This window comes from Streptococcus sciuri (assembly GCF_024814375.1).
Taxonomy (GTDB): Bacteria; Bacillota; Bacilli; order Lactobacillales; family Streptococcaceae; genus Streptococcus; species Streptococcus sciuri.
In genome coordinates, this window is record NZ_JANUXX010000001.1 from 478,322 (window position 1) to 490,858 (window position 12,537).

At 37.4% G+C, this 12,537-nt stretch carries 16 protein-coding genes and 1 other annotated feature; of the genes, 2 read left to right on the top strand and 14 right to left on the bottom strand.

Annotation, left to right across the window (positions count from 1 at the left end; genetic code table 11):
- Position 1 precedes the first annotated feature (1 nt).
- The 8 genes from NXS10_RS02325 to NXS10_RS02360 all read right to left on the bottom strand — a co-directional run bounded on the left by NXS10_RS02325 (position 2) and on the right by NXS10_RS02360 (position 4,389).
- Positions 2-343 (bottom strand): metal-sulfur cluster assembly factor, encoded by a 342-nt coding sequence (locus NXS10_RS02325; RefSeq protein WP_259137210.1) that lies wholly within the window; start codon positions 341-343, stop codon positions 2-4.
- Between the two features lie 66 nt (positions 344-409).
- Complete coding sequence (locus NXS10_RS02330) at positions 410-961, bottom strand: GNAT family N-acetyltransferase (protein ID WP_259137212.1); 552 nt, start codon at positions 959-961, stop codon at positions 410-412.
- 145 nt (positions 962-1,106) lie between these two features.
- The gene (locus tag NXS10_RS02335; protein ID WP_259137214.1) at positions 1,107-1,232 is read right to left on the bottom strand and encodes a hypothetical protein; all 126 of its coding nucleotides are present in this window, start codon (positions 1,230-1,232) and stop codon (positions 1,107-1,109) included.
- 657 nt (positions 1,233-1,889) lie between these two features.
- Positions 1,890-2,249, bottom strand: coding sequence for a 50S ribosomal protein L20 (gene rplT / locus NXS10_RS02340; protein WP_259137215.1), 360 nt, complete (start codon positions 2,247-2,249; stop codon positions 1,890-1,892).
- Positions 2,250-2,290: 41 nt separating this feature from the next.
- A complete protein-coding gene (gene rpmI / locus NXS10_RS02345; protein WP_259137217.1) occupies positions 2,291-2,491 on the bottom strand; it encodes a 50S ribosomal protein L35 in 201 nt (66 codons plus the stop codon).
- Positions 2,492-2,529: 38 nt separating this feature from the next.
- Complete coding sequence (gene infC / locus NXS10_RS02350; RefSeq protein WP_259137219.1) at positions 2,530-3,060, bottom strand: translation initiation factor IF-3; 531 nt, start codon at positions 3,058-3,060, stop codon at positions 2,530-2,532.
- A gap of 14 nt (positions 3,061-3,074) precedes the next feature.
- Positions 3,075-3,203 (bottom strand) — a sequence feature (ribosomal protein L20 leader region).
- Positions 3,204-3,224: 21 nt separating this feature from the next.
- Positions 3,225-3,908 (bottom strand): (d)CMP kinase, encoded by a 684-nt coding sequence (gene cmk / locus NXS10_RS02355; protein ID WP_259137221.1) that lies wholly within the window; start codon positions 3,906-3,908, stop codon positions 3,225-3,227.
- Positions 3,909-3,918: 10 nt separating this feature from the next.
- The gene (locus tag NXS10_RS02360; protein WP_259137223.1) at positions 3,919-4,389 is read right to left on the bottom strand and encodes an SAG1386/EF1546 family surface-associated protein; all 471 of its coding nucleotides are present in this window, start codon (positions 4,387-4,389) and stop codon (positions 3,919-3,921) included.
- Positions 4,390-4,434: 45 nt separating this feature from the next.
- On the opposite strand from NXS10_RS02360, the gene NXS10_RS02365 reads away from it, so the two are divergent.
- Positions 4,435-4,632: a ferredoxin gene (locus tag NXS10_RS02365; RefSeq protein ID WP_259137225.1), complete on the top strand. Its 198-nt coding sequence runs from the start codon at positions 4,435-4,437 to the stop codon at positions 4,630-4,632.
- On the opposite strand, the gene NXS10_RS02370 is transcribed toward NXS10_RS02365, so the two are convergent.
- Genes NXS10_RS02370 through NXS10_RS02380 form a run of 3 tightly spaced genes read right to left on the bottom strand, consistent with a single transcriptional unit; the run spans position 4,619 to position 8,853 of the window.
- Entirely contained in the window at positions 4,619-5,107 is a 489-nt protein-coding gene (locus tag NXS10_RS02370) for an EbsA family protein (RefSeq protein ID WP_259137227.1), read from the bottom strand. The genes NXS10_RS02365 and NXS10_RS02370 overlap by 14 nt on opposite strands.
- On the bottom strand, positions 5,104-6,345 hold the full coding sequence (gene pepT, locus NXS10_RS02375; RefSeq protein ID WP_259137229.1) for a peptidase T: 1,242 nt from the start codon (positions 6,343-6,345) through the stop codon (positions 5,104-5,106). The genes NXS10_RS02370 and pepT overlap by 4 nt, the downstream gene beginning before the upstream one ends.
- Positions 6,346-6,372: 27 nt before the next feature.
- Positions 6,373-8,853 carry a bifunctional DnaQ family exonuclease/ATP-dependent helicase gene (locus NXS10_RS02380; RefSeq protein WP_259137231.1) on the bottom strand — a complete coding sequence of 827 codons (2,481 nt, stop codon included), beginning with the start codon at positions 8,851-8,853 and terminating at the stop codon, positions 6,373-6,375.
- Positions 8,854-8,943: 90 nt separating this feature from the next.
- On the opposite strand from NXS10_RS02380, the gene NXS10_RS02385 reads away from it, so the two are divergent.
- Positions 8,944-9,582: an MBL fold metallo-hydrolase gene (locus tag NXS10_RS02385; protein ID WP_259137233.1), complete on the top strand. Its 639-nt coding sequence runs from the start codon at positions 8,944-8,946 to the stop codon at positions 9,580-9,582.
- Between the two features lie 74 nt (positions 9,583-9,656).
- Here the strand turns inward: NXS10_RS02385 and ftsX are convergent, their stop codons facing one another.
- The 3 genes from ftsX to prfB all read right to left on the bottom strand — a co-directional run bounded on the left by ftsX (position 9,657) and on the right by prfB (position 12,392).
- Positions 9,657-10,580: a permease-like cell division protein FtsX gene (ftsX, locus tag NXS10_RS02390; protein ID WP_259137235.1), complete on the bottom strand. Its 924-nt coding sequence runs from the start codon at positions 10,578-10,580 to the stop codon at positions 9,657-9,659.
- Entirely contained in the window at positions 10,573-11,265 is a 693-nt protein-coding gene (ftsE, locus tag NXS10_RS02395) for a cell division ATP-binding protein FtsE (RefSeq protein ID WP_259137237.1), read from the bottom strand. Before ftsE ends, ftsX begins: the two co-directional genes overlap by 8 nt.
- A 25-nt stretch (positions 11,266-11,290) precedes the next feature.
- Positions 11,291-12,392 (bottom strand): peptide chain release factor 2 gene (prfB, locus tag NXS10_RS02400; protein ID WP_259137239.1). Its coding sequence is split into 2 segments (ribosomal slippage): positions 11,291-12,319 and positions 12,321-12,392, totalling 1,101 coding nucleotides; the frame shifts between segments, so codons are not numbered across the junction.
- Between the last annotated feature and the right edge of the window lie 145 nt (positions 12,393-12,537).

Below are 12,537 nucleotides of genomic sequence, written 5' to 3' on the forward strand. Positions count from 1 at the left end.
CTTATTTAGGACTGATACCTAGTGTAATACGACCTAGGCGACTGATACGTGTCATCTTCCAAGCAGGTGTCCAGACAACCTCCACTGATACAGATGTAACCTCATCAATACTGCTGAGTACTTTGACAATATCTGCCGGCAAAGTATCAACACAGGTACAACTGGCTTCTGTAAAGGTAATAACCACATGACAATGCCCAGACTCATCTAAGCAAATCTCATAAACCAATCCCAAATTATAAATATCAAGTTCAATCTCAGGATCATAAATGGTCTGCAACTTGTCTACCAACTGCTCACTAATTGCCAACGCTAGGTCATTAACCTTAATATCCTCTCGCATTGCACCACCCCTTTTTGACTTACTGTATCTATTATACCACAAATATTTGATTTATCAGAAAAATCTTTATTTTTCCAACGAAACAGGCACTAAATAACAGACAGCTCGCTTAAATAAGCGTAAAAGTTTATTTTCATCTAGGTTCATCTGTGTCGCTAAAACCGTGTAATGCTCTTTTCCTTCATAGTAAGCATAAGGTGTCTCTTTAAAGCCGTTACGCTCATAAAAGGCTAATCGCTTTATACGTTCTTCGTAATTATCAGCATCACTGTCTAGAGGCTCAATCGTTAAAACAAGCGCACGCCCTTTAGAAAGTTGTTTACAATCCTCTAAAATAGCACTACCATATCCCTTACCTCTATAAGTGGCATTAACTGCTAAAAATAAAATATAAACTGTTTCCTCGGATTCGACACTATACGTAAAGCCACAAAACTTTTCCTCATCATAGTATGCTGTAAAATGGGTATTTCTCCGTGCTGATAATAATATCAAAGGAAGATAAGGTAAGCGCTCATAAGCTGGAAAAGCTTGCTCATAAAGTTTTTTGACTTGTCTATATGTCTTTGAAAATAATCTAACCTGTCGTTTTTTCATATTACTATTTAAGATTAACATGCTCTACCATTTCTTTATAAACTGTATCTACTCTTTTTTTCGTTGTTGTATCCAGTTCATAACGGTACTTATCGCCTTAAATAAAGTCTGCTAAGATAAGTTTGCTAATAAAAACGCTCACATCCCCTCACTACCATAAATACCTTTACTTCAAGCCCAAACAAGTGGGGGTGAGCTTTTTCCAGAATGATTTTTGATTTCCTTTTTTCCTAAAAGTCACATCCATCAACAACCTACGCTCTGTCCACTTAGCATTTTCAACACCATTCATGCTCTCGATCCGCTGATTTGACAGGAAATTGCCCATAAAATAAATGATATTCTTTATCACTGTACTTTGTAAGTGTTTCAGCAAGCTCTACCACACGTGGGTAATCCTCAAAGACGACCTCAGTACCTCAGTCAATCATTTTATGATAAAGCGCTTCTTGTAATCCAGAATCCAAGATACGATTGTGTGTTTAATCAACATCATAGCCTATATCCTTAATAGCTTGTGCGATATTTCCAGGCGCATCAAACAAGGGATAACCATATAAATCATAATCGTAACTAAATCCGCTTCTAAAATCCAGTTCTTTCCCTATTTAAAATAAGAAGTAAAGTAAGGAGTAAGGAATAAAGAGTCATAGTTACCATCTACTTTTTATGAGCTAGCGTAAAGGACATTGTGAATGAAAGTATCTCCATCCACAACAACTCGATCTGTCTTGATAGTCTCTTTTAATTTTTTTTGTTTGTGAAGGAGAATTTTTATCGAATGCCTCCCCAACAGTCAAAATCAATAACAAGCTCAAGTGAGATAATTGTTGTTCATTTGTTTCATCGCACTGCCTTTCAACTACCATTATAGCATTAGAGAAGATAGATCTAAAGCATAATTCTAAAAATAAGTAAAAACCTGAGATGAACTCAGGTCTAAAAATCATTATTTACCAAGTTTTTCTTTAGCTGCTTCTGCAAGAGCTGTGAAAGCTGCTGCATCATTGACAGCAAGATCTGCAAGCATTTTACGGTTTACTTCAATTTCAGCCAACTTCAAACCATGCATAAGTTGTGAGTACGAAAGACCGTTCATACGAGCAGCCGCATTGATACGTGTTATCCATAATTTACGGAAATCACGTTTTTTCTGACGGCGGTCACGGTATGCATAGTAGTAAGAGTTCATCACTTGCTCTTTTGCAGTACGGAACAAGATATGTTTTGCTCCATAGTAACCTTTAGCTAATTTTAAAATACGTTTACGGCGTTTGCGTGATACAACGCCACCTTTAACACGTGCCATTTATATATCCTCCGAAAATCTTAATTTAGTAAATGAGTTGCTTATTTCATGCGAGTAAGCATTGCTTTGATACGTTTGAAGTCGCCTGAGTGTACCATAGAAGCTTTACGAAGATGACGACGTTGTTTTTTAGTTTTCCCATGAAAACGGTGTGAAGTATAAGCACGGAAGCGTTTCAAACCACCAGAACCTGTACGTTTAAAACGCTTTGCTGATGCACGATGTGTTTTTTGTTTTGGCATGATAGATTTCTCCTTTTAATAATAGTAGTAAGTGACAATTATTTTTTGTCTGAAATTGGTGCAAGTTGCATGAACATTTGACGTCCATCCATCTTAGCTCTCTGCTCGATAATCGCAATATCTTGCGTTGCTTCAGCAAAGTCCGCCAACACTTTTGCTCCAATATCTTTATGAGTAATCATACGTCCTCTAAAACGTATTGAAACTTTAACTTTGTTTCCTTTTTGAAGGAACTTACGACCATTACGAAGCTTTGTCTCAAAGTCTCCTTTATCAATAACAGGACTAAGACGAATCTCCTTAACCGTTACAACGCTTTGTTTTTTGCGTTGCTCTTTACGTTTCTTTTGATACTCAAATTTGAACTTTCCATAGTCCATAATTTTCGCAACAGGTGGCGTAGCTTGTGGTTGGATAAGTACCAGATCAACATTAGCATCATCAGCAATAGCTTGTGCTTCTGACAATGGTTTTATACCTAGCTGCTCACCATCAAGACCAACAAGACGAACTTCACGAACGCGAATTTCATCATTAATAAATAGATCTTTTTTAGCTATGTTCTTCACCTCTTCATATTTTTAGAGAAAAACGAAAACGGACTTGCTAACACAAATCCGCACTACGAGTTATAGCTCATCTCTGAAACTTGACTTGTAGAGCCAGACAACGTTAGTCGCAAGGCGAGAAGTTCTCACTTCTGCTTTTCTCATTGATAATGATTGTAGCACATCTAAGAAAGGCTGTCAATCTTTTTTTGAGCTTTTTCTTGAATAAATTGAACAACTTCTTCAATTGGAATACCACTGGTATCGAATATAATAGCATCATCAGCCGCCTTTAGAGGAGATACCTTACGATGGCTATCCTTATAATCACGCGCAACAATTTCTTCTTTTAAGCGTTCAAGATTTGTTGCAATGCCTTTTTCGAGATTTTCCTTGTATCTGCGCTCCGCTCTTTCATCAACAGAAGCAATCAGAAAAATCTTGAGTTCAGCATTTGGTAGAACAACCGTTCCAATATCGCGCCCGTCCATGATAATAGCACCCTGTTCAGCGATACGACGCTGTTGATTAACAAGCTCAGTGCGTACTTCTGGTATGGCAGCTACCCAAGAGACGTTATTGGTCACATCATTTTGACGAATAGCGAGTGTAACATCTTTATCACCAACAAAGATGGCCTGAGTACCATCTCCTTGCTTTCTAAAAGAAATAGGATACTGAATCAACAAGTCTAAAATAGTATCCACATCGTTTTTTGTCAGTTTCTCTTTTAAAACTAAGTAAGTCGCCGAACGGTACATTGCTCCTGTATCTAAGTAAGTATAACCAAGATTTTTAGCAATAATTTTAGCTACTGTACTCTTACCACTAGAAGCAGGACCGTCAATGGCAATACAAATAGATTTCATAAAGACCTCTCTAGTTAATATAAACCTGATCACCTGGATTTGCATACCAATAACCAAGTGTCATATGGTCAGGATTGAGTTCTTGCAGTTTCGCAACAGAAATGCCAGCACGAGCCGCAATAGAAGCAGCACCCTCACCTGCAAGAACCGTAATAGTCTCGCCACTACCTTGAGTTGAAGAGGATTCTTTCGTGCTTGAAGAACTATCAGTCGCACTTTCACTATTTTGACTTTCTTGTGATGTTGAAGTGTCTTTATTAGAACTTTTGACAGTAGATGATGAACTAGCAAAACCAGCCGTTTCACTCGCTTTGTTTCCCCCTCTATTGGAAGTATAAAAAACAACAAACAAAATAGCGACGATAATGATAAAGAAAACGCTTAAAACACCTGTAATCCAAGATGTACTAATGGTATTACGCTTTGAGCGTGCCCCTTCTCTGGTTTCAATGATTTTTTCTTCCCATGGTTCTTTAGCCATGCTATCCCCCTTGTTAAATTGATAAAATCATATTACAATATGAGTATGAAAATGAAAATTATTCCAGAAAAATGCATTGCTTGTGGACTTTGCCAAACGTATTCAAATCTATTTGACTACGATGATGAAGGTATCGTTACTTTAGCAAAAACAAAAGATAAAGAATGCTCTCTCTCACCAGATGACAATAATGCTATTTTAGCTGTCAAATCCTGTCCAACCAAAGCTCTTACGATTTTGTAAGAGCTTTTTTCTCATTTTCATAAGTCTTAAAATAGTCTAGCTTGATAAAATTATCAACTAGCTCAACCTCACCCTGAAAAGCTAAATCAACAGTAAGAGCATCGATAAAGTATTTTTTAGGCCATTTTCGCATGTAAAAAGTACGCTTTCTCTGATTTTTTACGTACAGAGTCACTGTCGACTTAGTCACTTCCACTTTGGTGACATTTTCCAACGGAATACAAGATTTCCTAAAAACATTCAAAGAAACAATACCTAATCGACCATTTTCAATGACAAAGTAGCGATGAAACCCTACACCAAGCAAGACGATAAAAATAGCAAATAACATCAAGACTTGTTTTGATACTGTGAGATTTTCAAAAATTAAAGCTGCCCCAAGGAAAACGGGAATAAAAGCGATAGACCAATAGATAATCAACCATGACAACTCAGGTTGCCAATGATACCTAACTTTTCCTAAAAGTTTTATCATGTCGTTCTCCTTTGAACTGATGACTCTTTAACAATACCAATAATGACATCAACAGCTTTTTGCATCGTTTCGAGACTGACAAACTCATAACGACCGTGCATATTCTCTCCACCTGCGAATAAATTTGGTGTTGGAATACCCATAAAAGAAATTTTAGAACCGTCTGTTCCACCACGAATTGGCTCAATGATAGGCTTAATTCCCAAATCTTTCATAACTTTCTCAGCTATAACAACCGGTGTCATATCTTTTTCAATAATTTTTTTCATGTTATAGTATTGATCATAGAGATTAACCTTAATACGCTCTGTATCAAAGTTTGCATTCATCTCAGCTGCAATTGTTTTAACGAGTTCTTTACGCTTTTTAAAATCGTTATCTTCAAAATCTCGGATGATATAAATACTCTTAGCTTCCTCGACAGTACCTTCTAAAGAGAGTAAGTGAAAAAATCCTTGATAGCCATCTGTCAGTTCTGGACGTTCAACCTCTGGTAGTTGATTGTGAAAATCAACAGCTAATTGCAGAGCATTAATCATCTGATCTTTAGCTGTTCCAGGATGAACATTACGACCTAAAAAAGTGAGTTCAAGCCCAGCTGCACTAAAAGTCTCGTACTGCAATTCCCCAAGAGGACCTCCATCTACAGTATAAGCAAAATCGACATCGAAATCAGCAACATCAAACTTATCTGCCCCAATACCAATCTCTTCATCAGGTCCAAAACCAACACGAATCTCACCGTGTGGAATTTCAGGGTGCTTTGCTAGATAAGCCATAGCTGTCATAATCTCAGCAATCCCTGCCTTATCATCAGCCCCTAAAAGAGTCGTACCGTCTGTCGTTATAAGCGTTTGTCCAATATAACCATTAAGCGCAGGGAAATCAAGAGGACTCAAAACACAATCTGACTCTCCTAAAACAATATCTCCGCCTGTATATTGAACAACCTGTGGACGAACGCCTTCAGCATTAAAATCAGCAGTATCCATGTGAGCAATAAAACCAATTTTATGTGTCAACTCTTTGCTAGTAGCCGGCAAGGTACCTACAAGATAACCATTATCATACAAATAATGCACATCTTTTAGTCCTATAGCTTCCATTTCTGGCTTCAAGACATCTAAAGCAAACTCTACTTGACTTTGTGTTGTTGGGGTTGTCTTGCTATTTGGATTACTGCGTGTATTCACTTTGACATAGGTCAAAAAACGTTCTAATAAGTGTTGGTACGACATCGTTCACCTCATTTTTTTCTCTTTCTATTATAACAAAAATTCTGAAATCTCTACTAAAGATTTAGCAAAATTTTGCGAAGAAATATAAAAATCTTCTTTCAACACTTCATAAACAAAAGAACCATAAGGACGATGCAACATCCTACTATCTAGGATAAGAACAACAGATTTTTGCTGATAACGCCTCTGAGTTCTTCCAATAGCTTGTTTCAATTTTAAAACAGATAAAGGTAGAAAGTAATCCCAAAAGGGTTGTTTGCCTTGCGCTTTTAACTGTAACTCTATTTTTTTTGACAAGGGATCTTTAGGATTGTCAAAAGGTAAACGTGCTATCATCTCAATCATACGGTCTGCCTGCACAAAATCAACTCCCTCCCAGAAAGCCCCCGTTCCAAGAAGAATCGTGCTATCTCCTCTATCAAAGCGTTTTTTGAGCTGATAAGGTGTACCATTTTTTATCTGAGTAAGGTGCTTAATTGACCAAGAATCTAAATATTCAGAAACCCAAAGCATCATTTGCTTACTAGTAAATAAAACCAAGATAGGGTAATGATAATGAAAAAGCAAATCAATTCTTTTAGCGATTTCTAAGGCATACTGCTGTTCGCTAATATCAGATAGCAAAGGCATACTACTATCAATCAACAGACGTTGATGTTTATCCTTTTGTCGTGGTAATGTAATAAAACTAGCTGTATCAAAGCCCAAAAGATTGGCTAGATTAACGTTATGACTAATTTTAAGAGTCGCTGAAATAAAGTAGAGTTTCTGCATGTCAGGTAGCATGTTTTTAAAATTCAGTAATTCTTTACTTCCTGCATTGAAGAAAATATGACGCATATCACTTTCACTATCGTAGACTGTACTAATCCAAAAGTCGCTATAATGTGATAAAAGCGTATCTTGAAGAGGTTTTACACAAGCAAGTGATAGTTCTGATAAAGCTTGTTTTAAAAGGACTAAGTCATCTTGTTCAAGTTGCTTTATTCCTCTATCATAATGTTCTTTATAAACATTTTCTGCCAAATTATTCAACTCAAAGATGATTTCCTCAAGGAGACGTTTATCAAGCAGAGAGTCTGTTTCATTCAACGCTTTTTGGAGGTCTATCAACAATTTCTTGATCTCTAATTGTTGACGTGAAAAAGTATCTAGTGTTAAAACTAACCGCTGTGCTTCGTCAAAAATAATATGCTTCCCCTTTGCAAAAGCCTTATCATCTTGAATGCGCTCTAAAAAATAAGCATGATTGGTCACAAGAAGTTTGCAAAATTTAGATCTCTCATAGCAACGTTCCCAAAAATCTACATCCTTAAACAAAGAGTTTGACGCTAGATAACCATCATGCTTTAACGTATCAAAATAGCTCTCAAAGCGATTTTTTTGCTTAATCTCATCAAGATCTCCCGTTTGAGTTTCCATTAGCCAAATTAGCAACTGCATCTTAAAACGATTGACCAAATTATTATCACTCGGATTTTTCAAGCTATGATAAAAGGCATCTAATTTAATATAATTAGCTGGTCCTTTTAGACTACATGCCTCTATACCAAAAACTCGTTTGATAGCAGTAGCTTCTTGCGCCATGATTTGATCCTGTAACACCTTCGTCGGCACAGCAACAATCAGCTGATCAACCTCTTTTTTAGCCAATAATGACAGAAGATACCCATAGGTCTTACCTATACCTGACTGTGCTTCGATAAAAGTCGGTCTATTTTCTTCGAATGCAGCTAATATCTCATGCACAAATTGCTCTTGCTGCTGGCGATCCTCTAATCCTAAGAGATGTCTATTGATCTCAAATTGCTGTGACATCTGTTTTGATATTTTCACTCTTTTTTCACGACGTAAAACCAATCCATGGCGCAGATCATAGTCAGGATTCATCAAAGGTCTAGCAAGCTGATAGGCATCATCAATAAGCATACGGCTCTCAAATAAAAGCGCATCAGCAAAAGGAAGTATGCTCTCTAGCAACTCTTTTGGAAGATTTTCAATCTTTTCTTTTACTTGTAAAAAAAGTTGAGCTGTCGCATAGGCGTCCGAAACAGCTGTGTGCGCCTGCGACAAATCTAAATCTAAAGCATCCGCTAAATAGCTCAGTCCATATTTTTCAAAACTAGGATAAAAGACTTGGGACAACTCTACTGTATCCACACGAGGTGTTCTCAATTCATAGCCTTCCAAAAACAATTGCTCAGCCAAAAGATTAGCATCAAATTTGACATTATGAGCCACAAAAACACAGTCTTCAATGAGATCAAAAATTTCTCTAGCTACTTGGGAAAAGTCCGGTGCCTTTGCCAACTGAGCATCAGTAATACCTGTTAGCTGGATGATGTTTTTCTCTAATGTTTCATGTGGATTGACATCTGTACTATAAGTCTTTGATATCTGATTATTTTCAATGATAACAATTCCAACTTGAATAATTGCCGCATTACTTCCTGCCGAGGTAGCTTCTAAATCAACAACGGCATATTTTCGTTTAGCATTTTCATACATAATACTTCTATTATAGCACTCTTTTTTCGTTATAGATAATATCATCTTTAAAACAAAGTACTTTTAAACTTTTTATGTTATACTGACAGCATGGAAATAAAAAGAACAATCAATGCTATTGCATACGAAAACACTTACTATCTCATCAATGATAGCCACATCCTTTTGGTGGATCCAGGGAGTGACTATGTCAAAATCCACAAGGTCATATCCTCTATCGGAAAACCGATTGCAGCCATTTTACTAACCCATGCGCACTATGACCACATTATGAGTCTTGATTTGGTACGTCACGATTTTGACAATCCACCTGTCTATATCTCTGCTGAGGAAGCCGACTGGCTAGGATCTCCTCTTGATAATCTCTCTGGGCTTCCTCGCCATAATGATATGGTGGATGTTATCGTTAGTCCTGCAGATGCTTTCTTTGAAATCGGAAAAACTTATGCATTAAACGGTTTCGTTTTTGAAGTACGTCAAACCCCTGGGCACTCTATTGGTGGTGTATCCTTTATTTTTAAGAAAGATGCTCTTATCCTTTCTGGTGATGCTCTTTTTAGAGAGTCTATCGGACGTTATGATCTTCCAACAGGAAATAAGGCGTTGCTTTTAGATAGTATTAAAACTCAACTCTTTACCCTTCCAAGTCATTATCGAGTATATCCTGGACATGGTTTTGATACCACTATCGGACACGAAAAACAATGCAATCCCTTTTTTATCAACTGATTTTCCTACTCAAAAGTCATTCGTTTTAATAAAATACGAAAAATCCACAAGTTTTAGAACTTGTGGATTTTGTTTTATGTTCTTAAATAGCGACGCATGGAAAGAGTTGAGGCAAAAGCTCCAATGATAATCCCAAAAGCAAAAAGCGCACCTATACCATACGGCAAAAATTCTTGTGGTGTATAAAGTACTAGACCCTTGTAATTTGACACCAAGTCTTTATAGACAAACTGATAGCCAACATATAGAATAATAGTCGGTAAAATAGCTCCTAAGACACCAATCCATGCTCCTTCAAAGAAAAATGGCCCACGAATATAAGAATTTTTAGCACCTACCAATCGCATAATTTCAATATCGCGCTTACGTGCACGAATTGTCAAGCGCACAGTGTTAGATGTCAACAAAATAGCGATAATAATGAAAGCAACAACACCGACAATTCCCCAAAGGCGAACACCTCGTAAGAAACTTATCATCTGATCAGCATCAGATCCACCATAAGTCACGTCCTCAACACCTGATATTTTTTTTATTGACTTAGCAACAGATTTAACTTGACTATCTTTACTTACCTTGATGTAGTAAACATCTTGGAGGGGATTAGCGTCACCCTCTAGTGATTTAAAGGTATCTGGTGACGTTTTTTGAAGTTTTTTCAACTCTTGGTCTTTGCTAGAGTACGTAATGGACTTGACACCGTCAATCTTCTTAATTTGATTATAAATCTTGTGATAGTTGGGATTTGCCCCTGTCTGTCCGGAAAGGTCTGTAATTTCTTTAGCACCATCGGTTGAATCATAGTTTAAGTAAACGCTGATTTGCACTTTGTTCTCAACATTTGATGCAACTTTTTCAACATTTAGAAGAACCGCTGAGACCACACCAAGCAAAGCCAGTGTAATAACCATAGATGTAATAGAAGCAAAAGTCATCCAAAAATTACGCTTTAAGTTCTTGATAGACTGCCACAAGGGACTGAAGAAATATCTAATCATGATAACCGTATTCTCCTCTCTCTTCATCACGGACAATACGTCCATCCTCAATCGCTACAACACGGTGACGCAACTGATTGACAATTTGGCTATTGTGTGTCGCCATGATAACTGTTGTTCCTTGAAGATTGATTCGCTCCAGCACTTTCATAATCTCCATAGAAATATCGGGGTCAAGATTTCCTGTTGGCTCATCTGCAATCAGCAATTTAGGATTATTGACAATAGCACGGGCAATCGCTACACGCTGTTGCTCACCACCAGAGAGTTGAGTTGGAAAGGAACGTTGCTTATGCTTGAGCCCAACAAGCTCCAATACCTCAGGAACACGTTTTTTTATCTCACGTCTACGACTGCCGATAACCTGCATAGCAAAGGCTACATTTTCATAAACAGTCTTTGTCGGCAACAATTTAAAATCTTGAAAAACAACGCCGATACTACGTCGCAGTTTGGGAATATTACGTCGTTTTATTTTAGTAAGATCAACATTGCCGACTTTTAGATGACCAGATGTTATTTCTTCTTCACGGTACAATAGTTTGATAAAACTTGATTTACCTGCTCCTGATGGTCCAACAAGATAGACAAATTCTCCTTGATTGACCGCCAAGTTAATCCCTCTTAATGCGGTTGAGGCACGACGATACTTTTTGCTTACGTCTCGCATTTCAATTAAAGCCATATGTTTCCCCTTTGTTCTACACTTTCTAATCTCCGTTGAGGCGCCATTTGAGATAAGCATCAATAAAGTCATCAATTTCACCATCCATAACTTTATCCACTTGCGCTACTTCGTAACCTGTACGATGATCTTTGACCATGGTATAGGGGGTAAAAACATAAGAACGAATTTGACTCCCCCAAGTGATTTCTTTCTTATCTCCCTTTAGAGCATTGACTTCTTGCGCTTTTTTTTCTTGCTCAAGCTGGTAAAGTTTGGCTTGAAGCATCTTCATAGCACGATCACGGTTACCATACTGCGTTCTATCCACTGTAGAAGCGACAACAATACCTGTCGGAATATGAGTTAAACGTACACCTGTTGATACCTTATTGACATTTTGCCCACCAGCACCACCACTGCGGAAAGTATCCATCTTGATATCATCATCATGAATTTCTACTTCGATGGTTTCATCAAGCTCTGGCATAACTTCAACAGATGTAAACGATGTATGGCGACGTTTCGCCGAATCAAATGGGGAGATACGTACCAAGCGATGTACTCCCATTTCTGACTTTAAAAGTCCATAAGCATTAGGTCCTTCAAAAGAGAGGGTCACCGACTTGATACCGGCCTCATCACCTGCTTGATAATCTAAAACTTCAACCTTAAACCCCTTAGCATTGCCATAGCGAGTGTACATACGGAGTAACATATCTCCCCAGTCCTGAGCTTCTGTCCCTCCAGACCCTGGATGGATTTCTAAAATCGCATTGTTGTGATCGTAAGGCTCAGATAATAACAATGTCATCTCATAGTTTGTCATGAGCTTATCTAATTTACCCAAATTTTCCTCAAGCTCTGTCATCAAACTAGCGTCCTCATCCAGCATTTCAAGTAAAAGTTCACTTTCTTCTGAGAGTTCTTGCATAGTATTAAAGGTATCATAGGTCTGCTTTAGTTCATTTAACTCCTGAGAAACCTTTTGAGCGGCTAAATTATCATCCCAAAAATCAGGCTCAGTCATGCGATTCTCCAAAAGAGCAATCTCTTCTTCCAATTTATCTAAGTCAAAGAGACCTCCTGAAGCTAGTCAACTTCTCTGTGTTTTCTACTATTTTTTGCCGTATTTCTAATATATCCATAAAAAACCTCATTTTTGTAATCCTATCTATTTTACCATAAGATAAAATATTTTACCAGATAGGATATTTTACCTTTTTAGAAAAATTGAATATATCTTATTTTTTATTATCAAAAAACAACTAGTTATCTGTATCAAGTTGACTT

Bases quoted from the DNA above. Each gene is read 5' to 3' on its own strand.
- NXS10_RS02360 (WP_259137223.1), bottom strand. From the start codon at position 4,389: ATGGCTAAAGAACCATGGGAAGAAAAAATCATTGAAACCAGAGAAGGG.
- NXS10_RS02380 (WP_259137231.1), bottom strand. From the start codon at position 8,853: ATGTATGAAAATGCTAAACGAAAATATGCCGTTGTTGATTTAGAAGCT.
- ftsX (WP_259137235.1), bottom strand. From the start codon at position 10,580: ATGATTAGATATTTCTTCAGTCCCTTGTGGCAGTCTATCAAGAACTTA.
- NXS10_RS02385 (WP_259137233.1), top strand. From the start codon at position 8,944: ATGGAAATAAAAAGAACAATCAATGCTATTGCATACGAAAACACTTAC.
- NXS10_RS02370 (WP_259137227.1), bottom strand. From the start codon at position 5,107: ATGATAAAACTTTTAGGAAAAGTTAGGTATCATTGGCAACCTGAGTTG.
- NXS10_RS02365 (WP_259137225.1), top strand. From the start codon at position 4,435: ATGAAAATGAAAATTATTCCAGAAAAATGCATTGCTTGTGGACTTTGC.
- NXS10_RS02335 (WP_259137214.1), bottom strand. From the start codon at position 1,232: ATGAATGGTGTTGAAAATGCTAAGTGGACAGAGCGTAGGTTGTTGATG.
- cmk (WP_259137221.1), bottom strand. From the start codon at position 3,908: ATGAAATCTATTTGTATTGCCATTGACGGTCCTGCTTCTAGTGGTAAG.
- rplT (WP_259137215.1), bottom strand. From the start codon at position 2,249: ATGGCACGTGTTAAAGGTGGCGTTGTATCACGCAAACGCCGTAAACGT.
- NXS10_RS02330 (WP_259137212.1), bottom strand. From the start codon at position 961: ATGTTAATCTTAAATAGTAATATGAAAAAACGACAGGTTAGATTATTT.
- NXS10_RS02325 (WP_259137210.1), bottom strand. From the start codon at position 343: ATGCGAGAGGATATTAAGGTTAATGACCTAGCGTTGGCAATTAGTGAG.
- ftsE (WP_259137237.1), bottom strand. From the start codon at position 11,265: ATGGCTTTAATTGAAATGCGAGACGTAAGCAAAAAGTATCGTCGTGCC.
- pepT (WP_259137229.1), bottom strand. From the start codon at position 6,345: ATGTCGTACCAACACTTATTAGAACGTTTTTTGACCTATGTCAAAGTG.
- rpmI (WP_259137217.1), bottom strand. From the start codon at position 2,491: ATGCCAAAACAAAAAACACATCGTGCATCAGCAAAGCGTTTTAAACGT.